Consider the following 19,189-nt stretch of genomic DNA (forward strand, 5'->3'; position numbering starts at 1 on the left):
TCAGGCCTCCTCGGGTGCCATTGCCAGCAGGGCGTTACGTGCGCGTTCCAGGAAGGCGTCCTTGCTCTCGCCCTCGATGCGTTCCAGTGCTGCGCCGAAGCTCAGGGTGCATAGCAGGGGCAGCGGCAGTGCGCGGCCCTTGGGCATTACCCGGTTGAGGTTGGCGATCCACACCGGCACCAGTTCCACGTCAGGGCGTGCCTGGGCCAGGTGATAGAGGCCGCTCTTGAACGGTAGCAGCGGCTCGTCGGTGAGGTTGCGCGTGCCCTCGGGAAAGAGGATCAGCGAATCGCCCTGCCCCAGCGCATCGAGCATGGACTGCAGCGGATTGGCCTGCGGTGAGCGCTGCTCGCGGTCGACCAGCACACCATTGAACACGTCGCGAATCAGGAAACGCCGCAGGTTGCTGCTCAGCCAATAGTCGGAACCCGCCACCGGCCGGGTGCTCCTGCGCAGCTCGGGCGGCAGCGAGGCCCAGAGCAGGACGAAATCGCCATGGCTGCTGTGGTTGGCGTAGTACAGACGTTGCGTCGCCTGCGCGGTGCTGCCGAGCCACAGGGCGCGGGCACCGGTCAGCAGGCGAGCCGCAGAGGTGATGGCGAAAGCTGTCAATGCGGCGAGCATGGCGACTCCTTAAGCGAAAGCGAGGAAGATTCCCGACACAACGATGACGATCTGCAGCAGCAGGCCCAGTGCCTGTCTGCGCAGCAGGCTCAATGCGCCCTGACAGCGCTGGTTCCAGGCGCGGCCGCTGTGCTGCGCATTCTGCAGCCCGAGATGCTGCAGGGCCTGATCCAAGGCGCGAGTCTGGCTGTCGAGCTGTTCACCGGCTTCGGCCAGGCGCTGGAACAGCTCGGCGTCCAGTGCCACACGCAGAGCCCAGTATTTCTCGGCCACACCGACGATCAGTAGCGCTGCGCAGATCAGCGCCGATATCAGGTTTGTCTGGGCGCCAAGCCATGGCACCAGGCCGAAGACCACGGCGACCAGGCTCAGCGCGCTGGAAAAGTGGTCGAGGCTGCGCCCGCGTCGTAGCAGTGCGGCGACCAGCAGCAGATCAGCCTGCATGGGCGGCCTCCAGTTCGACGCCCGCGTCGAGCATGATCTGTAGCGCGGCCAGATGCTGTGGCCCGAGCACGACCTGTGGCCGCGCCTGGCGGACCAGCTCTACGGCGGACTCGACGCTCTGGCAGCGGCCACTGTGCAGCAGCCAGGCCGCCACGGCGGTGGCACTGCGCGAATAACCCAGGGCGCAGCACACCAGCACCGGGCCGTTATGACGCAGACGTTCAATGGCCTCGGCGGCGCGTTGGCAGGTCAGCGCATCCGGTGCCACCAGATCCAGCGACGGCAGGCTGCAGTAGGAGCCCGGAGTATGCAGCAGAGGCAGTTCGGCGCACAGATCGACCACGGCGGCGTAGCCATCCAGATCGCCCGTGGCAGGCAGGCGGCCCAGGTAAACGCCCTCCACTACCTGGCTCGGCGCCGGTTGGCGAAATGTCCACAGCCGTGAATTGATCCAGGCACCGAGCAGATAGGGCGCGAGCAATACCGTGGCGGCCGGGCTGAGGCGGCCGTCGGCCTGTTTCTGAAAACCGGCAGCGCCGAACAACAGGTAATTGAATGCGACCATCGCCAGGGCAACGGCCGGCCAGAACAGCCATAGCCAGGTGCCGCCCAGATTGACTGCCAGCGCCGTGCACACAAGGGCTCCGAGGCCGTAACGCAGTGCCAGGCGCCAACGCCGTGAGTCGCCGCTCAGGCGCAGGTGGCGCAGCGGCGTATCACCCTTCAGCGGCAGCAGCCAGAGGCAGAAGAAGCCGGCCAGCGCCCCGCTGGGCACGTCGATAAAGTGATGCTGCCAGGTGGTCAGTACCGAGAAACCGATCAGCGCCATCCAGCCGTGCAGCAGGCCGCGCCAGAACAAGCCTCGGGTGTGATTGGCGAACATCGCCCAGATGATCACCAGCAGGGTGATATGCAGCGACGGCGCCTGGTTGAAGGGTTTGTCGAAGCCCATCAGCAGATCGAACATCAGGCCGAAGGTGCCATCCAGCGGCGGCCGCTCGAAGGTGAAGCGCAGCGGCCAGAGCAGGAAGCAGGCCACGCAGATGATCTGCGCGGTGAGCAGACGCAGGGCGTGGCGGTCCATCTCGCGGCGGCAGGCCGGCAGCAGGAAGGACAGGCCGTAGAGCAGGTCGATCGACCAGTACGGCACGATGGTCCAAGGCCACAGCGGGATCTGCGGTTCCCAGGCGAAGACCAGGCTACCGACGTCATCGCGCTGCCCGCTGATCCAGTTGGCGAAACCGTAGCTGGCGAAGAACAGCGGGCCGAGCAACAGCAGCCAGAGTACGCCGCGCTTCCACAATCCCTGTTCGCGGGCGTGCTCCATCACTTCACCCGTTGTGCCAGGGACACACTGAAGATGCCCCACTGGTCGATGCGCTGCGCCACCTTGCGAAAGCCCGCCGCTTCCACCAGTTGATCCATCTCTGCCTGGCTGCGCCGGCGCATGACCCAGGCTTGGCCACCGCGATGGCTGGTCAGGGCGCGGGCGATCAGTTCCAGCTGCGGGTGCCAGGGCTGGCCGGTGTAAACCAGGTAGCCGCCCTCCTCGACCGCTGCCGCCAGCCCGGCCAGCGAGTCGCCGACCATCTGGTTGCTGCCGAACAGTTCGTACAGACCGGAGACCACCGCCAGGGTCGGTTGCGGTTCGAGTGCGGCGAGATCGTCACGGTCGAAGGCATCGCCTTTGACGAAGCGGGCGATGTCGCCCAGACCCTTCTGCTGGATCAGCGCATTACCGTCGCGCACGTTGATGTCGCTGTAGTCGCGCAGCAGGATCGATTCGGGGCGCTGCTCCTGGCCTTCCAGCGCCTCGAGGATGTAGCGGCCATGGCCGGCGGCAATATCGACGATACGCACCGCCTTGTTCGCCTCGCGCAGTCGGGCCATGGCCAGGCGCAGCAGCTCTTCGGCGTGCAGCTTGCGCTGGCGGATGCCGCGCCAGCCAATGGAATCGAGGTAGTTCTGGTCGATCAGGCGGCCCAGTGCGCCCTTGCCGGTCGGTTGGTTGCGGTAGACGTAATCAAGGGTGCTGCCGGAATCGAAGCCAGTGTCGAAGCCAAGCTTGACCCCGGCCGACAGCGTGCTGCCCACGCGCATGCCGGCGCGAGTGGCGCGCCAGTAGAGGTCGCGCAGCGAGTTTCTCGGCAGCGGCGCGGCCAGCTCCTCGGCTTCGGCGCAGGTGGCGCCCAGGCGATCAGCATCGAGCAACGAAGGACGAGTCAGAGGCTCCTCGAAGTTGCGCAGGATGAAGCGCCGCGCGCGGCTCAGGGCGTGGGCGCGGTCACGTTCACCCAGGGTGTCGTGGAAGAAGCCAGGCAGCAGGTGTTTCTCCTTGCGCAGGCTGCCAAGGCGTTCGAAAAAGTCTTCCTGCGGTTTGCGGTGGACAACGAAGTCGGCGCCGGAGATCAGCAGTTGGGTCGGCACCTGGATCGCCTGCGCGTCGGCGACGACGCGGTCGGCCGCTTCGTACAGGCCGAGCAGCATGGTCACCGAGATCGGCCGAGAGATCAGCGAGTCGTTTTCGAAGGAGGCGATACGCTCGGGATCGTGGCTGAGGAAGCGCGCCTTTACGTAGCTGTTGACGAAGAAGTTGCCGCGCCAGGCATGCAGCAGTTTCAGCCCGGGCCGGGCGAAAGGCACGTAGAGCTTGACCTTGAAGGCCGGCGAGGCGAGCACCAGGCAGCGCACCTTGGGCGCGTAGTCATGGGCCCAGGTGGAGACGATTACCGCGCCGACACTTTGCGCCACCACCGCCAGGTCTTCTTCGGCGATGCCGTGTTGGGCGCCGATATACTCGATAAAGGTCTGCACATCGCGCACGCTGGTGGCGAAGCTCGGGCTGTCGCCGCGCGCGCCGGGCGAGAGGCCATGGCCACGGGCATCCCAGGCGAAGAAGTCGCAGTGCGGCAGCTCCAGTTCGTCCACCAGATGAGCCATGCGCCCGCCATGCTCGTGGCCGCGGTGGAACAGCACCACCGCCTGGCGTGGGCCCTCGACGGGCGTAATCGCCGGCCAGTGGCGATAGCTCAGCTCGACGCCGTCATGGGTGGCAAAGGTATGCAGTTGGACGGGACGCATGGAATCTCCTTATTCCGAGAAAAGGGTTCAGGCCGTTTCGGCCAGCCCCTGGCGAACGCGGTTGTAGAGGGTATGGATCAGCAGGGCGAGAACCAGAGCCAGCAGCAGATTGATCCACAGGGCAGGCAGCAGGCCCGTGGCCACGCTGGCACCGATCACACCGAAGCAGAAGGCACGGTCGCTCTTGCCCATCGGCCCGTCATAGCGGCGCGAGGCGCCGACCATGGGGCCGAGTACCCCGGCGTATTCGCTGATCACTGCCAGCAGCACAACAAGAATGACCAGCAATGGCGAGACACCGGGCAGCAGGGCGAAGGGCAGATAAAGCGCGCTGTCGGCGACCACGTCGCACAGTTCGTTGAGGTAGGCGCCGAGCTTCGATTGCTGACCGAACTCGCGCGCTAGCATGCCGTCGATGGCGTTGAGCGCCATGCGCAGCAACATCCACAGGGGAATCAGGGCGAACAGCCAGATGACGTGGCTGAACACGGCGAGCAGAGCGCCGAGCAGCACGGAGACGATCGCCGCGGCCAGGGTCACCTGATTGGCGGTAACGCCGCGAGCGTAAAGACGTTCGACGCCGGGGCGCAGCAGATTCTGGAAAGCCGGTTTGAGCTGGTAGATCGACGGCATGGCAGTGCATTCCCTTTACTGAGCCAATCATCGCCCATCACAGCGAGCGAGGTTGTGCGCCCGTCGAGGCTTGTATCAATACATCAGGGGCTGGTGCGTTCGGCATGCCTCATGCCCGCAGAGACGTGCCTACGGGTACCGGCACGGAGCGCCACGCCACAACTTATACCCTGTCAGCGGTTTTTCCCAGCTTATCCGCTGGTCAGGCCGTTTCGCCCAGACGGCTCAGCTGTGGCTCTTCACCGCGCAGCTCGGTCTGCTGCTGGCAGACCCACTGGAAGGCGCGCTCGTTGAGCTCGGCGATGGCGCGTGGGCCTTCACCTTCGGCATACATCGGTGCGCCGATAATCACCTGAATGGTGCCCGCGCGTTTGCCCCAGCCGGCTTTCGGCCAGAACTCGCCGGCATTGTGGGCGATGGGCAGAACCGGCAGGCCGGCATTTACCGCGAGAGCCGTGCCACCGCGAGAGAACTTGCCGATCTGCCCTGGGGGAATGCGCGTGCCTTCGGGGAACACCAGCACCCAGGCGCCCTGCTTGAGGCGTTCGTCGCCCTGCTTGGCCAGCTGCTTGAGCGCCGCCTTGGGGTTGCTGCGGTCGATGGCGATGGGCTTGAGCAGCGCCATGCCCCAGCCGAAGAACGGCACGTGCAGCAGTTCGCGCTTGACCACCTGGCTGAGCGGTTCGAAATAGGCGGAGAGGAAGAAGGTTTCCCAGGTGCTCTGGTGGTTGGCGAGAATCACGCAGGGGCGCTCGGGGATGTTCTCCACGCCGCGCACTTCATAGCGGATGCCGACGATCACCCTGGCCAGCCACACGGCGCAGCTGCACCAGGCCTGAACCACGAAGCGGTAGCGCTGGCGGAATGGCAGCAAAGGTGCGACCACCAGGCTGATCAGGCACCAGAAGAACGAGCTGGACGACAGCAGCAGGTAGAAAAGCGTGACTCTGAAAGCCTGCAGGATCGCCATGAATCTTCGCACCTTATGAGAGCAGTCGATCGGCGACAGCCGCCAGATCGTCGAATACCAGGGTTCCTGGCGGCAGGGGCTTGGCCAGGGTTCGTTCGCCCTTGCCGGTTTTCACCAGCACAGGCTGACAATCGACGGCCAGCGCCGCCTGCAGGTCACCGCTGCTGTCGCCGACGAACCAGACTCCTGCCAGGTCCGTGGCGTAGTGTGCGGCGATCTGTCTGAGCAGACCCGCCTTCGGTTTGCGGCACTCGCAGCCATCGTCCGGCCCATGCGGGCAATGAACGATCAGGCCGACTTCTCCGCCCTGCTCGGCCACCAGCTGGCGCAGCCGTGCGTGCATCGCTTCCAGGGTTGCCAGGTCGTAATAGCCACGGGCGATGCCGGACTGATTGGTGGCCACGGCCACCGTCCAGCCTGCTTGCGACAGACGCGCGATGGCGGCGATCGACGACGGGATGGGAATCCACTCGTCGAGCGTCTTGATATAGGCGTCGGAGTCTTGGTTGATGACACCGTCGCGGTCGAGGATCAGCAGTTTCATGCAGCCACGCCAGAAGCGGAGATGGAAACCAGTGCTGGCCGCGAATGCCTTCGCGGCCAGCGTCTGGCGTCAGCCCAGTACCGAGATATCCGCAACGCCAAGGAACAGCCCGCGCAGGCGGGCCAGCAGGGCGTAACGGTTGGCGCGCACCTTGGCGTCCTCGGCATTGACCAGTACCGCCTCAAAGAAGGCGTCCACCGGCTCGCGCAGGCTGGCCAGCTTGGCCAGCGCCTCGCTGTACTGACGCGCGGCAGCCAGCGGCTGCACAGCCTGGTCGGCCTGCTGGATGGCGGCGTGCAGGGCGAACTCGCTGGGGTTGTCGAAGTAGTGCGCTTCGACCTGGGCAGCGACGCCACCTTCGGCCTTGCTCAGCAGGTTCGACACGCGCTTGTTGGCGGCGGCCAGGGCTGCGGCCTGCGGCAGCTTGCGGAAGGCCTGCACGGCCTGCACGCGCTGGTCGAAGTCCAGCGGAGAGGTCGGGTTGACCGCACGCACCGCCTGGTACACGGCCACTTCGATGCCTTCATCTTCGTAGCGCGCGCGCAGGCGGTCGAAGATGAACTCCAGTACCTGGGCAGCCAGACCGTCGGCCTTGACCTTGCCTGCGTACTGGGCGACGGCGAAGTCGACCGCGGATGCCAGATCCAGGTCCAGACCCTTCTCGATCAGGATGCGCAGCACGCCGAGGGCGGCGCGGCGCAGGGCGTAGGGGTCCTTGGAACCAGTGGGCAACATGCCGATGCCGAAGATGCCGACCAGGGTGTCGAGCTTGTCGGCCACCGCGACTGCAGCACCGGTGAGGGTGCTCGGCAGCTCGGCGCCGGCACCGCGCGGCATGTACTGTTCGTTCAGGGCCAGGGCGACGTCCTGCGGCTCACCGTCGTTGAGCGCGTAGTAGTAACCGGCGATGCCCTGCATCTCGGGGAATTCGCCGACCATCTCGGTGGCCAGGTCGCATTTGGACAGCAGGCCGGCACGGGCGGCGCGCTGCTCGTCGCCACCGACCGAGGCAGCGATGAAGCCGGCCAGGGCGGAGACGCGCTGGGCCTTGTCGAACACCGAACCGAGCTGGGCCTGAAACACCACGTTGGCCAGGCGCTGGTTGAAGCCTTCGAGCTTCTGCTTCTTGTCCTGCTTGAAGAAGAACTCGGCGTCGGTCAGACGCGGGCGCACCACCTTCTCGTTGCCGGAGACGATCTGCGCCGGGTCCTTGGACTCGACGTTGGCCACGGTGATGAAGCGCGGCAGCAGCTTGCCGCCCGCATCGAGCAGGCAGAAGTACTTCTGGTTGTCCTGCATGGTGCTGATCAGCGCCTCCTGCGGCACCTCAAGGAAGCGTTCCTCGAAGGAGCAGACCAGCGGCACCGGCCATTCCACCAGCGCGGTCACTTCGTCCAGCAGCGCCGGCGGCACGATGGCGCTGCCGTTCTCGGCTGCGGCCAGCTCGTCGACACGGCGGCTGATCAGCTCGCGGCGCTCGGCGAAGTCGGCCAGCACGAAGGCGCTGCGCAGGTCTTCGGCATAGCTGGCCGGGCTGCTGATGTGCACGTCACGGTTGGCGTGGAAACGGTGGCCACGGGATACGCGACCGGCCTTCTGCGCGAGGATCTCGCAGTCGACCACGGCGTCGCCGAACAGCATCACCAGCCACTGGGTCGGACGCACGAACTCGTCACGACGTGCGGCCCAGCGCATGCGTTTGGGGATCGGCAGGTCGTTCAGCGAGTCGCTGACGATGGTCGGCAGCAGGTTCACCGCCGGCTGGCCGGGGATGTGCTGGGCATAGCGTAGTTTCGGCCCGCTGCGGTCGATCTCGCTGATGTCCACGCCGCACTTGCGGGCGAAGCCGAGAGCGGCCTGGGTCGGGTTGCCGTCAGCGTCGAAGGCGGCCTGGATGGGCGGGCCGTCGAGGTTCATGCTGCGGTCGGCCTGCTGCTCTTCCAGCTGCTCGATCAACACCGCCAGGCGGCGCGGCGCGGCGTACACGCGGCTGGCTGCATAGCCCAGGCCGGCGGCCTTGAGGCCTTTCTCGATGCCTTTGAGGAAGGCCTCCCCGAGGCTTTTCAGGGCTTTCGGTGGCAGCTCTTCGGTGCCCAGTTCGACCAGGAAATCTTGTGCACTCATGCTTGCGCCTCCAGCTTGGCCAGTACTTCGTCACGCAGTTCGGGGGTGGCCATGGGGAAGCCGAGCTTGGCGCGTGCCTGCAGGTAGCTCTGCGCTACGGCGCGCGCCAGGGTGCGTACGCGCAGGATGTACTGCTGGCGCGCGGTCACCGAGATGGCGCGGCGGGCGTCGAGCAGGTTGAAGGTGTGCGAAGCCTTGAGCACCATTTCGTAGGTCGGCAGCGGCAGCTCCAACTCGATCAGGCGGTTGGCTTCGCTCTCATAAAAGTCGAACAGTTCGAACAGCTTCTCGACGTTGGCGTGTTCGAAGTTGTAGGTGGACTGCTCCACCTCGTTCTGATGGAACACGTCGCCGTAGGTCACGGTGCCGAACGGGCCGTCGGTCCAGACCAGGTCGTAGACCGAGTCGACGCCCTGCAGGTACATGGCCAGACGTTCCAGACCGTAGGTGATCTCGCCGGTTACCGGGTAGCACTCGATGCCGCCGACCTGCTGGAAGTAGGTGAACTGGGTGACTTCCATGCCGTTGAGCCAGATTTCCCAGCCCAGACCCCAGGCGCCGAGGGTCGGCGATTCCCAGTTGTCCTCGACGAAGCGGATGTCATGCACTTCCGGATCCAGGCCGATGGCCCTGAGCGAACCCAGATACAGCTCCTGGAAGTTCTCCGGGTTGGGCTTCAACACCACCTGGAACTGGTAGTAGTGCTGCAGGCGGTTGGGGTTCTCGCCGTAGCGGCCGTCGGTCGGCCGGCGCGAGGGCTGCACGTAGGCGGCGTTCCAGGTTTCCGGGCCGACGGCGCGCAGGAAAGTGGCGGTGTGGAAGGTGCCGGCGCCCACTTCCATGTCATAGGGTTGCAGCACCACGCAGCCCTGCTCGGCCCAGTAGTTCTGCAGGGCCAGGATCAGGTCCTGGAAGGTGCGCACGGCAGGCTTGTTCTGGCTCACGAAAAAATCACCTGTGGAGGCTTGCGAGGGAAAGCCCGGGAGTATATCGAAACTCGGCGCAGGCCGCAGGGTACGGCACGTTGGCATCGCTCCATCAGGCGCAATGGCTGTATTTATATACAGATGTATTGCCGTTATAGTCGCCGCATCATCCTGACCGAGGCTTTCGCCATGCCCCGCTGCTTCTGGTGTACTGACGATCCGCTGTACCAGGCCTACCATGACGAGGAATGGGGCGTGCCGCAGCGCGATGCCGGGAAACTGTTCGAGATGCTGCTGCTCGAAGGCGCCCAGGCCGGTCTGTCGTGGATTACCGTGCTGAGGAAGCGCGAACGTTATCGCCAGGTGCTGTACGGCTTCGATCCCGAGCGTCTGGCGCGCCTGAGCGATGACGAGATCGAGGTGCTGATGCAGGATCCGGGCATCATTCGCAACCGCCTCAAGCTCAGGTCCGTGCGGCAGAACGCCCGGGCCTGGCTGAAACTGGAAGACCCGGTAAGCTGGCTCTGGTCGTTCGTCGGTGGCGCGCCGAAGATCAACCACTTCAGCGATCGCAGCCAGGTGCCGGCGCTTACGCCCGAAGCCGAGGCCATGAGCAAGGCGCTGAAGAAGGCCGGCTTCACCTTCGTCGGGCCGACCATCTGCTATGCCTTCATGCAGGCCACCGGTATGGTGATGGACCACACCACCGACTGCGACCGTTATGCGCAACTGAAGGGCTCATGAGCACGATCACCACGCTGGACGAACTGTTGGCACTCTATGGCGAAAGCCACGAACGCTCGCGGCGCAAGGAATTGCCGCGGTTGATCGAACCTTACCGCGCGCTGATCGAGGCTTCGCCCTTCGTGGTGCTGGCCAGCGCAGGCCCGGATGGCCTGGACTGTTCACCGCGGGGTGATGCGCCGGGCTTCGTGCACATCCTCGACGACCAGACCCTGTTGCTGCCGGATCGCCCCGGCAACAACCGCATCGACAGCCTGCGCAATATCGTGGAGAACCCGCAGGTGGCGTTGCTGTTTCTGATCCCCGGCGTTGGCGAGAGCCTACGGGTCAACGGCCGCGCCGAAATATCCCTCGATCCCGAGTTGCTGGAACTGGGCCGGGCTCAAGGCAAACTGCCGCGTAGCGTGCTGCGCATCCGCATCGACACCTGTTACTTCCAGTGTTCCAAGGCGGCCGTGCGTTCCGGGTTGTGGGATGCCTCGCGCCAGATCGAGCGCACCAGCCTGCCGAGTGCAGGCGATATCTTCCGCTGCATCTATGACGAGTTCGATGTCGAGGCCTACGAGCGAGACATGCAGCAACGCCTTCGGACGAGCCTGTACTGACTGGTCCGCCATGCACCGCTACAATTGACGCTTTTCTGAGCGGTTGGAGTCTGTTGTGGAAAAAATCAAGGGCGCTCTGGTCGTTGGCTTCCTGCGCCTGTTCGCACTGCTGCCCTGGCGCGCCGTGCAGGCGGTTGGCAATGCCATCGGCTGGCTGATGTGGAAACTGCCGAACAGCTCGCGCGAGGTGGTGCGCATCAACCTGAGCAAGTGCTTCCCCGAGCTTAACGAGGCTGAACTGGACAAGCTGGTCGGGCAGAGCCTTCAGGATATCGGCAAGACCCTCACCGAGAGCGCCTGTGCCTGGATCTGGCCGGCGCAGAAATCGCTCAAGCTGATCCGCGAGGTGGAAGGCCTGGCGGTGCTGCAGCAGGCCCTGGCCTCGGGCAAGGGTGTGGTCGGCATCACCAGTCACCTGGGCAACTGGGAAGTGCTCAACCACTTCTACTGCAACCAGTGCAAACCGATCATTTTCTATCGCCCGCCCAAGCTCAAGGCGGTCGATGAACTGCTGCAGAAGCAGCGCGTGCAGATGGGCAACCGCGTGGCGCCATCGACCAAGGAAGGCATCCTCAGCGTCATCAAGGAAGTGCGCAAGGGCGGCGCCGTGGGCATTCCGGCCGACCCCGAGCCGAGTCGCTCGTCGGGTGTGTTCGTGCCCTTTCTCGGTACCACTGCCCTGACCAGCAAGTTCGTCCCCGGCATGCTCACCGGTGGCAAGGCGGTCGGCGTGTTCCTGCATGCGCTGCGCCTGCCGGACGGCAGCGGTTACAAGGTGATTCTCGAGGCGGCGCCCGAGGGCATGTACAGCGATAACGTCGAGGAAGGCGTGGCGGCCATGAGCGAAGTGGTCTCGCGCTACGTGCGCGCCTACCCGAGCCAGTACATGTGGAGCATGAAGCGCTTCAAGAAGCGTCCGGATGGCGAGGCCAAGTGGTACTGAAGCGGCTGCGTCAACCGCTCTAAAGCTCCAGTTCCAGCCTTTTGCCAGTGAAATCCCGCAATTTGCCGTGCAGCAGCAACTGGCGAATCCAGGGGCCGAGCAGATCCTGCCGGCCGTCGAGCATCTGCGCCGGCCCCCAGTGTCCGGCGCAGTCGGCGAAACGCTGATGCTGGGCGCTGACGGCTTCGAGGATGCGCTTGTCCTGGCGCAGCACCACGCCCAGTAGCGGCCGCATCACAGCCTGCTTCAGCCAGCCGGGTAGCCAGCCGCGGCGGCTGACGATGCGCGCGATCACCTGCAACTGACCGGCTTCGGCAGGGATCAGCCAGGCGCTGATCAGCAGCGTGAGCCGGCCGCGGGCGTCGCGGTACTCGATTTCCGCCAGGCCCGGCAGGCGGAAGCGGCCGAAACTCTCGCCGCGGCTGCCTTCGAACAGGCGCGAGATCAGCCCGGCCTGCTTGCCCTCCTCGCTGTAACGCGCCTCGATCCCGTCTTCCAGCGCGCGGATATCGGCGATCACCCGCTGGCGCCTGTCGTCGCGGCGAATCCAGCCGGCGTGGACGAAATGGGTATGGAAGGCGTCGAGGAAGTTCTCCGCCGCCTCCTGCAGGCTGCAACGCACCTGGTCGTGCATCCAGAACTGATCCACATCTTCCTGTACCGCGCCATTGGGATTGGGCAATGGCGGGGTCGGCAGCATGCTGTCGCGTACCCAGATCAGGCCGTGTGCCTCCAGCGTCTGCAGCGGCTGCAACAGCCTGGCGGTGCTGCCCTGGTCGAGACTGCCGGGGGCGCGGATGCACTGCCCGGCGCCGTCGAAACGCCAGCCGTGGTAGGGGCACTCGACCGCACCGTCGCGCACGCAACCGGCGCTGAGTGGCGCGAAGCGGTGCGGACAGCGATCCGGCAATGCCGCCGGGCGGCCGTCACTCTCGCGAAACAGCACCAGCGGCCGGCCATGCAGCACGCGCGCCAGCGGTCGGCGGGTGCCGAGCTGGTGGCTGGTCGCCAGCGGCCACCAGTACGCCAGAGGCTGCTCGGTCGGATTCATAGTTTCAGCTTCCTCATCAGCGGTACGCCCAGCCCCTGCAGCAGTGCGGCCAGGGTGCGCCAGACCAGGCGCTGGCGCATTGGCAGGTGGGCGATATGCACCAGGCTGTACTCGATCTGCGGCTGACCGCCGCGCAGGCGCTTGAAGTGTGCCGCACCGGAGCTGAAGTTGAGCAGCATGTGGCGTCTGGCCGCCTCCTCCAGGCACAGCCGGGTCAGCTGGCGATAGAGCCCGGTGCGCTGTGGCAGTGCGGTGTCATAGCCGACGATGGGCGCGCTGAGCACGCTATCGCTGGCGAACCAGCCGGCGACCCCGTCGATGCGCCCGCAGGCCGCGCGCATTACGCGCAGTTCGAGCCAGCCGTCCCGCTGGCCCTGCTCCAGCCAGGCCGCGCTGTAATGCGGGTTGAGAACGCTGTACTTGTCCAGATAGAGCAGGTTGTAGAGCGCTTCGATACGCTCGAACTCGGCGTGGCTGAGGTTTGCTCCGGTCTCCACCCGGTAACCGCTGCGCCGCAGCAGCGTGGCATCGAGCCGGCAGTTGTGGTGACGCAGATAGGCGCTGTCGGCGCCGTCGCGGCCATCGAACAGATAGATCTGGCGGCTGGGCACGGCGAGGTAGCCGAGCGCGTGCAGGCGTTCCAGCAGTACGCCATTGCTAGCCGGGTTGAGCGAGCGAAAGCCGAAGGCATGAGTCGGAAAGCGCTGGCGCAGCAGTGCGGTCAGCTCCTCCAGTCCTTCGCCCTGCCAGTGCGTCGGGTACAGATTGGTCGACAGCAGCCAGTTGTTGACCTGCACGATGCGGTCGATGCGGGCGCTGCGCAGCAGCCGTTCGACGCCATCGACCAGCGGCTTGAGCAGTTTCGCCAGCGGCCGGCTGGGCAGACGCTGCAACTCGTCACGGGCATAACCGCTGTAGGCGGTCAGGGGCGAGACCACGTAGCAGTTGTCGATTCGCTCGCCGCCCTGGTTGATCGATACCGGCATCTGCCAGCGGCCCAGATCGAACAGTTGCAGTTCGCAGGCAAGGTTGCCGATACCGCGTTCGGCATGTTCGCGGACGTAACGCGCGGCGGCGCTGTCGAGCTGCGCCAGCTGTGGATCGTCGGCAGTCAGCAGCTTCATGACCCTGGCGCTCCATCGAGCGGCTGGCCGTCCCATTCGATATCCGCTGTCGAGGCTGCCAGCAGACCGCGTCGGCGCCTCAGCGCACGTACCGCAATCTCGCCGACACCGAGCAGCTGCGCCGCCAGCGGACCGAGGTCGCCGCCGCGCAGGATCACGTCGCGCGCCGCGCGGTAGTCGCACCAGAAGCGGCGGCTGGCGAGATGACGCGGGGCGACGATCAGCAGCATCGCCAGCGCCACCATGCGCGGCGCCGGGCTCGGCAGCAGCGGTTCGCCGGGCGTGTTCAGGGCGTTCACCAGCGCCGTGGGCCGGTCGCCGAACAGATGGATGCCGCTGGTTGCGCGCGGGTTGCATTCGAGGACGTGAAAGCGCCCCTGGGCATCGGTGATGAAGTCGAAGCCGACCTGGCCGGTATAGCCGGTGGCGCGGCCAAAGTCCTCGACGAACGCCTGCACGGCTTGCGGCCGTACCGGCTGGAAATAGATACCCGAGCCGCGCCCGACGCGGTACAGCGGCCGGTAGCAGGCATGGGCGCGCAACTGTCCGTCGACCAGCAGGCTGAAGCTGCAGTGCTCGTCGCCGGCAACGAAGCGCTGGGCGACCCAGGGCTGCTCCGCTGTCGGCCGCAACGCCTCGACGGCGCGCGCATGCGGGCGAATCAGGGTGCGTGAGGCAAAGCGCGAGTAGGCCGGCTTGAACACCCAGTCGCCGTGCTCGGCGGCCAGGGCGAGGCAGTCTTCGCGGCTTTGCAGCAGGCGTGTATCGGGCGCTTCCAGCGGCCAGCCGCGGCTCATTTCGGCGAAACGGCCCTTGTGATGCAGGCGGTGCAGCAGCTCGAAATCGCTGGTCAGCACCCGGCACAACGGCGCCAGTTGCGCCAGGCCATGGGCCAGGTAGAAGGCTTCCTCGCAGGTCGGCACGATCAGCTCGATGCCGTCCTGGCGAACGCGCCCGGCCAGGGCCTCGATCCAGGCCTGCGGGTTGCTGCGCGGCTCCGGCAGGCGGACGAAATGGTCCACCGCCCGGCTGGAACGCGCCAGTGGCCAGGCCAGCGAGTCGCCGATGCTGACGGTCCAGCCGCTGGCGGCAAATGCCCGGGCCCATTCCAGACAGGCCGGCGCCCGCGCGCCGAGGATCAGTACGTGCATGGCGTTTCCTCCGGGCGGCGCTGCAGCAGCAGGCGGCGGCGCTTGGCGCCGGGCGCATCCGCCTGCCATTGGCTGACATGCAGCGTTGCAGGCTGCACCTGCTGTTGTTTAAAGAATCTCGTCAGTGCCTGACGCAGGGCCGCCTCCGCCGGGTCATGCTGCGCCGCCTGCAGTTGCAGCTGCCAGTCCATGCCGTCCTGGCAGATGCGCCACTGCTCCAGCTGCGTGGCGGCGGTGGCGACGGCGCGGCGCAGCAGGTCGGGATAGAGCGGGCGCAGGCCACTGCCATCCAGCGCCGGCAGCCACAGCACTTCATCGGCGCGGCCCTCGATGGCGGCCAGGGTGCGTTCGGCGCGGCCGCAGGGGCAGGGCTCGGGCGCCAGTTGCAGGATGTCGTTGAGGCGATAGCGCACGATGATCTGCGTGGTGCGCGAGAAGTCGGTGACCAGCGGCTGGAAGCGCCGCTGCTGGTTGTCCAGCCACTGCGGCTCGATCAGCAGGTGGCTTTCGTTCAGGTGCAGGTTGCCGTGCTCGCAGCTGTAGCCGAGAAAGCCTTCGCTGGCCTGGTAAATCTGCGCCGGGCGGCGGCCGAACACCTGCTCGATGCGCCGGGCATCCTCTTCCTCCAGCACCTCGGCCACCGAGACCAGATGCCGTGGGGCGATGTTCAGGCGCCCGCTCGCCTGCAGCTCAGCCAGGCCGCGCAGCACCGTGGCCGGGGCCACCAGCACATGCGGCTGCTGACCTTCGAGTTTGCCCAGCGCGGCGTCCAGGCCGAGCAGCAGGTCATGGAAGACGAAGTCGATACGGCGGCTGGACAGCGTGGTGTACAGCCGGCTGTTGGCGCGCAGGAAGAAGGCGATGCGCAGCGGCGGCCGCCACGGCAGCAGATGGCCGAGCAGGCCTGTCGGCAAGGTGCGAGCCAGCAGCGTGCCGGCCCAGCGTTCGCGTTCCTCGCGGCTGACCAGAAAGACCCCGCGATGGCCGGATGTGCCGCTGGAAAGGCCAACGGTCAGTTCGCCCAGCTGCGGGCTGAAATCCCGCGACTGTTCGGCCTGCAGCGCAACCTCCAGAGCAGGCTGCAGCTCGATGCCGCGGCTGTTGCAGGCGCCGAATTCGCTCATCAGCAGCGCCTTGTCCATCTCCGGCCAGCGCTCCAGCGGCAGCCCGCGAAAGGCGCGCAGGCGCGGCGCCTGCGGCGCTGTTTCACGCAGAAAGCGCCGCAGCTGGCGCGCCTGCCAGGCCTCCAGCCGGCGCCGGTCGGAGAAGCGCAGCCACCAGCGGCTGTGGATGAAGCTGCCGGCAACCCGCAGCAGGCTGCGCAGATGCTCAAGGCCGTGCATGCAATGCCTCTGCGGCGATTTCGCAGTGCGACGGCAGGATCAGCAGCGACGGTTCGCGACGGGCCAGCTCGCCGATGGCGGCGAAGGTCTGGCGATAGGTGCGTATCCCGCTGCTGCTGAAGCACAGGGTCGGGGCCGGTGGCAAGCGGCCTTCGCGGCAGGCAGGCAGCGAATAGCAGGCGTCGGCCACCAGCAGCAGCGGCCCGCCGCTGGCGTCGGGGATGCACAGGCCGAGCTGGCCGTGGCTGTGGCCGGGCAGCGCGACACCGAGCAGGCTGCCATCGCTGAGCAGGTCGAAGCCTTGCGTGAAGGGTGCCATCCACGCCGGCAGCGAGCGCTGCGGACAGTCGTCGGCATGTTCCAGGCGCGTGGCGAAATCGTCCGGCAGCATACCCGGCAGCCGTCCCTGCACGGTGGCGCGCCAGCGTCTGCCGCGCAGTGCCAGCACATGCTCGCTCTCGGTACGCAGGGCGATGATGCGGGCCTGGGGAAAGTCACGCAGACCGGCGACATGGTCGCCATGAAAATGCGAGACGATCACTGCGCCGATATCCTCGCGGCGGATGCCGCGTGCGGCGAGCTGCGCCGACAGGCACTCGTGGGCAGGGAGATGCACCGGTAACAGGCTGCCGTAGAGGCGCTCGGGAAACACGGCGGTGGCATCGAGAAAGTGCTGCGCATAGCCGGTGTCGTAGAGCATCCAGCCGCGCGTCGGGTGGCGCAGCAGGGCGCAGTAGGAAGGAAAGTCCACCTGATGCAGCCCGGCTCCGCGCGCAGCCATGCAGGCCAGGTGGCGGCAACTGCCGACTCGCAGCCAGGCGACGTCGATCGATGCGCTCATCGGCTGTGCTCCAGCCACCAGGCTGCGTGGCGGCGAATGCCCTCTTCGAGATCGACCCCGGGCTGCCAGCCCAGCTCGCGGCGAATCGCCGAGGTATCCAGCGTCTGGCTGAAGGCGAGTACGCCGGCGCTGTAGCGGGTCAGCAGCGGCTCCCTGCCGCCGCTCAGATGCGCTTCGGCTTCGAACAGGCGGGCGACGCCGGACACCAGCGGCCAGGGCAGCCGGCGGGTGCGCAGCGGCAGTGCGAAGGCCGTGGCGACGTGCTCCAGCAGATGGTCGAGGCGGATCGCTTGGCCATTGCTGACGTTGTACAGGTTGTAGCGACGCGGCAAGGGGCGGGTGAGGCCGAGCCAGACGGCATCGACCAGGTTGTCGATATAGGTCAGGTCGAGTTCGGCCCGCCCGCCGCGCATCAGCGGAATCGCACCACGGCGCATCACACGCAGCATGCGCGGCATCAGCGTGGCGTCCCATGGGCCGAACACGGCGCGCGGACGCAGCACCACGGTCTGCGCGATATCGGCTTCCCGCAGCAGCGTCTCGGCCATGCCCTTGGTCTGCGCGTATCGGTTTACCGGGGGCGGCAGGGGATCGTCCTCGCGTACGCCGAGGCGGTCCTGAAAGGCGAAGTACAGGCTCGGTGTCGAGAGATGCACCAGGCGCTCGATGCCATGCGAGCGGCAGGCGTGAATGACCTCCTCGGTCGAGGCGACGTTGGCGCGCCGAAACGCCTCGGCGCTGCCCCATGGCGCCGACAGCGCGGCGCAGTGCACCAGGGCATCGGCGCCTGCGGCGGCTTCGCTCAATGCCGCCTGCGCCTGCGGCGTGCCGTGCTCGACGGGCAGGAAGCGCATCGCGCCAGGGGCGTGGGCCAGGACTTCATCGGCGGCCTCGCGGCTGCGGCCGCAGAACACCACCTCGCAACCCTCGGCAGCCAGGCGCCAGGCGATATGCCGTCCGACGAAGCCGGTGCCTCCGGTGAGCAGAACCTTCATTGCAGCTCCAGCAGCATGCCGCCCAGCGAAAGCCCGGCGCCGGTGCCGAGTAGCAGCACGCGCTGGCCGGCGTCGATACGACCGTCGCGCAGGCCGATGTCGAGGGCGGTCGGCAGCGAGGCGGCCACCTGATTGCCGTACTCGGCAAAGATGTCGATCACCTGCTCGCTGGCAAAACCCAGGCGCTTGCGCAGGTGTTCCATCGCCAGGTGACTGGCCTGGTGCGGAACCACCCGGTCGATTTGCACCTGCTGCAAGCCCGCCTCATCGAGCAGTGATTGCAGAAATGCCGGCAGATGAGTCGAGGCCAGGCGGAATACCGCCTTGCCCTGCATGCTGAAGCGGCTCAGTGCGGCGAAGTTCTGCTCGCCGCGCGACGGATGATGACGTGAGCCGCCCGCGGCGATCTGGCACAGCGTGGCGCCCTCGGAGTAGGTGCGCAGCTGCGCCGCGAGAATGTTCAGCCTCAGCCCGTCGCCATCGTGCCCGAGCACCACAGCGGCGGCGCCGTCACCGAAGATGGCGGCGCTGTGCAGCTGCTGCCAGTCCAGGCCGCAGGAGGCGATATCGGCACACACCAGCAGCACCCGGCGATAACGCCCGGCTGCCAGCGCCCAGGAAATCTGATCCAGGGCAGCGACGAAGCCCAGGCAGCTGGCGTTGATGTCGAAGGCGGGAATGCCGCTTGCGCCCAGGCCAAGTTCGCGATGGATGAGCGCGGCATTGCAGGGCATGCCCTGATCCATGGTGCCGCTGGCGGCGATCACGCAGTCGAGCTCCCCGGCAGACAGCCCCGCGGCCTGCAGCGCCTTCTGCGCGGCCTGCGCGGCAAGGGCGGCGGCGGTGTCTTCGGCAGATGCCACGGCGCGGCTGCGTACGCCGCTCAGGCGTTCGGTGCTGCCGTCGGGCAGGCCGAGAGAACAGTCGATTTCGCTGCTCGTCAGGCGCTGCGCTGGCAGGGCATGGCCGCTACCCAGCAGTGTCAGGATGCGGCGCGGTAAGGAGTCGACTGTCATGCACAGTCCATTGTTCAGGCATCGGTTGTA

General features: G+C 66.6%; 19 protein-coding genes. 3 read left to right on the plus strand and 16 right to left on the minus strand.

All coding sequences use genetic code 11. The annotated features are described in order from the left end of the window. The 9 genes from OEG79_RS00080 to glyQ all read right to left on the minus strand — a co-directional run bounded on the left by OEG79_RS00080 (position 1) and on the right by glyQ (position 9,364). Positions 1–624, minus strand: coding sequence for a lysophospholipid acyltransferase family protein (locus OEG79_RS00080; RefSeq protein ID WP_264146882.1), 624 nt, complete (start codon positions 622–624; stop codon positions 1–3). Positions 625–633: 9 nt separating this feature from the next. Then, on the minus strand, positions 634–1,068 hold the full coding sequence (locus OEG79_RS00085) for a hypothetical protein (RefSeq protein WP_264146883.1): 435 nt from the start codon (positions 1,066–1,068) through the stop codon (positions 634–636). Continuing rightward, positions 1,058–2,395 (minus strand): phosphatase PAP2/dual specificity phosphatase family protein, encoded by a 1,338-nt coding sequence (locus OEG79_RS00090; protein ID WP_264146884.1) that lies wholly within the window; start codon positions 2,393–2,395, stop codon positions 1,058–1,060. Before OEG79_RS00090 ends, OEG79_RS00085 begins: the two co-directional genes overlap by 11 nt. Beyond that, the gene (locus OEG79_RS00095; protein ID WP_264146885.1) at positions 2,395–4,149 is read right to left on the minus strand and encodes a bifunctional alpha/beta hydrolase/class I SAM-dependent methyltransferase; all 1,755 of its coding nucleotides are present in this window, start codon (positions 4,147–4,149) and stop codon (positions 2,395–2,397) included. The genes OEG79_RS00090 and OEG79_RS00095 overlap by 1 nt, the downstream gene beginning before the upstream one ends. A 27-nt stretch (positions 4,150–4,176) precedes the next feature. Beyond that, complete coding sequence (locus OEG79_RS00100; protein WP_264146886.1) at positions 4,177–4,782, minus strand: CDP-alcohol phosphatidyltransferase family protein; 606 nt, start codon at positions 4,780–4,782, stop codon at positions 4,177–4,179. Positions 4,783–4,984: 202 nt separating this feature from the next. After that, entirely contained in the window at positions 4,985–5,752 is a 768-nt protein-coding gene (locus tag OEG79_RS00105) for a lysophospholipid acyltransferase family protein (RefSeq protein WP_264146887.1), read from the minus strand. Between the two features lie 13 nt (positions 5,753–5,765). Beyond that, positions 5,766–6,296, minus strand: a complete 531-nt coding sequence (gmhB, locus tag OEG79_RS00110; RefSeq protein WP_264146888.1) for a D-glycero-beta-D-manno-heptose 1,7-bisphosphate 7-phosphatase — start codon at positions 6,294–6,296, stop codon at positions 5,766–5,768. 69 nt (positions 6,297–6,365) lie between these two features. Then, positions 6,366–8,420, minus strand: a complete 2,055-nt coding sequence (glyS, locus tag OEG79_RS00115; protein WP_264146889.1) for a glycine--tRNA ligase subunit beta — start codon at positions 8,418–8,420, stop codon at positions 6,366–6,368. Beyond that, positions 8,417–9,364 (minus strand): glycine--tRNA ligase subunit alpha, encoded by a 948-nt coding sequence (gene glyQ, locus OEG79_RS00120; protein WP_264146890.1) that lies wholly within the window; start codon positions 9,362–9,364, stop codon positions 8,417–8,419. Before glyQ ends, glyS begins: the two co-directional genes overlap by 4 nt. 171 nt (positions 9,365–9,535) lie before the next feature. Between glyQ and OEG79_RS00125 the strand changes: the two genes are divergently transcribed. The 3 genes from OEG79_RS00125 to OEG79_RS00135 are packed head-to-tail and all read left to right on the plus strand — an operon-like array spanning position 9,536 to position 11,638. Then, the gene (locus OEG79_RS00125; RefSeq protein ID WP_264146891.1) at positions 9,536–10,090 is read left to right on the plus strand and encodes a DNA-3-methyladenine glycosylase I; all 555 of its coding nucleotides are present in this window, start codon (positions 9,536–9,538) and stop codon (positions 10,088–10,090) included. After that, on the plus strand, positions 10,087–10,695 hold the full coding sequence (locus OEG79_RS00130; RefSeq protein WP_264146892.1) for a pyridoxamine 5'-phosphate oxidase family protein: 609 nt from the start codon (positions 10,087–10,089) through the stop codon (positions 10,693–10,695). Before OEG79_RS00125 ends, OEG79_RS00130 begins: the two co-directional genes overlap by 4 nt. A 55-nt stretch (positions 10,696–10,750) precedes the next feature. Then, positions 10,751–11,638, plus strand: coding sequence for a lysophospholipid acyltransferase (locus tag OEG79_RS00135; RefSeq protein ID WP_264146893.1), 888 nt, complete (start codon positions 10,751–10,753; stop codon positions 11,636–11,638). Between the two features lie 19 nt (positions 11,639–11,657). Here OEG79_RS00135 and OEG79_RS00140 read toward each other — a convergent pair whose 3' ends face one another. Genes OEG79_RS00140 through OEG79_RS00170 form a run of 7 tightly spaced genes read right to left on the minus strand, consistent with a single transcriptional unit; the run spans position 11,658 to position 19,159 of the window. Next, positions 11,658–12,689 (minus strand): Rieske 2Fe-2S domain-containing protein, encoded by a 1,032-nt coding sequence (locus OEG79_RS00140; RefSeq protein WP_264146894.1) that lies wholly within the window; start codon positions 12,687–12,689, stop codon positions 11,658–11,660. Beyond that, positions 12,686–13,813, minus strand: a complete 1,128-nt coding sequence (locus OEG79_RS00145; RefSeq protein WP_264146895.1) for a GNAT family N-acetyltransferase — start codon at positions 13,811–13,813, stop codon at positions 12,686–12,688. The genes OEG79_RS00140 and OEG79_RS00145 overlap by 4 nt, the downstream gene beginning before the upstream one ends. Continuing rightward, on the minus strand, positions 13,810–14,964 hold the full coding sequence (locus OEG79_RS00150; RefSeq protein ID WP_264146896.1) for an ATP-grasp domain-containing protein: 1,155 nt from the start codon (positions 14,962–14,964) through the stop codon (positions 13,810–13,812). Before OEG79_RS00150 ends, OEG79_RS00145 begins: the two co-directional genes overlap by 4 nt. Further along, on the minus strand, positions 14,952–16,307 hold the full coding sequence (locus OEG79_RS00155) for a F390 synthetase-related protein (protein WP_220801827.1): 1,356 nt from the start codon (positions 16,305–16,307) through the stop codon (positions 14,952–14,954). The genes OEG79_RS00150 and OEG79_RS00155 overlap by 13 nt, the downstream gene beginning before the upstream one ends. Continuing rightward, positions 16,294–17,148 carry an MBL fold metallo-hydrolase gene (locus tag OEG79_RS00160; protein ID WP_220801828.1) on the minus strand — a complete coding sequence of 285 codons (855 nt, stop codon included), beginning with the start codon at positions 17,146–17,148 and terminating at the stop codon, positions 16,294–16,296. The genes OEG79_RS00155 and OEG79_RS00160 overlap by 14 nt, the downstream gene beginning before the upstream one ends. Beyond that, on the minus strand, positions 17,145–18,143 hold the full coding sequence (locus OEG79_RS00165) for an NAD-dependent epimerase/dehydratase family protein (RefSeq protein WP_264146897.1): 999 nt from the start codon (positions 18,141–18,143) through the stop codon (positions 17,145–17,147). Before OEG79_RS00165 ends, OEG79_RS00160 begins: the two co-directional genes overlap by 4 nt. Next, entirely contained in the window at positions 18,140–19,159 is a 1,020-nt protein-coding gene (locus OEG79_RS00170; RefSeq protein ID WP_264146898.1) for a 3-oxoacyl-[acyl-carrier-protein] synthase III C-terminal domain-containing protein, read from the minus strand. The genes OEG79_RS00165 and OEG79_RS00170 overlap by 4 nt, the downstream gene beginning before the upstream one ends. Positions 19,160–19,189 lie beyond the last annotated feature (30 nt).

The organism is Pseudomonas sp. Z8(2022) (genome assembly GCF_025837155.1).
GTDB lineage: Bacteria > Pseudomonadota > Gammaproteobacteria > Pseudomonadales > Pseudomonadaceae > Aquipseudomonas.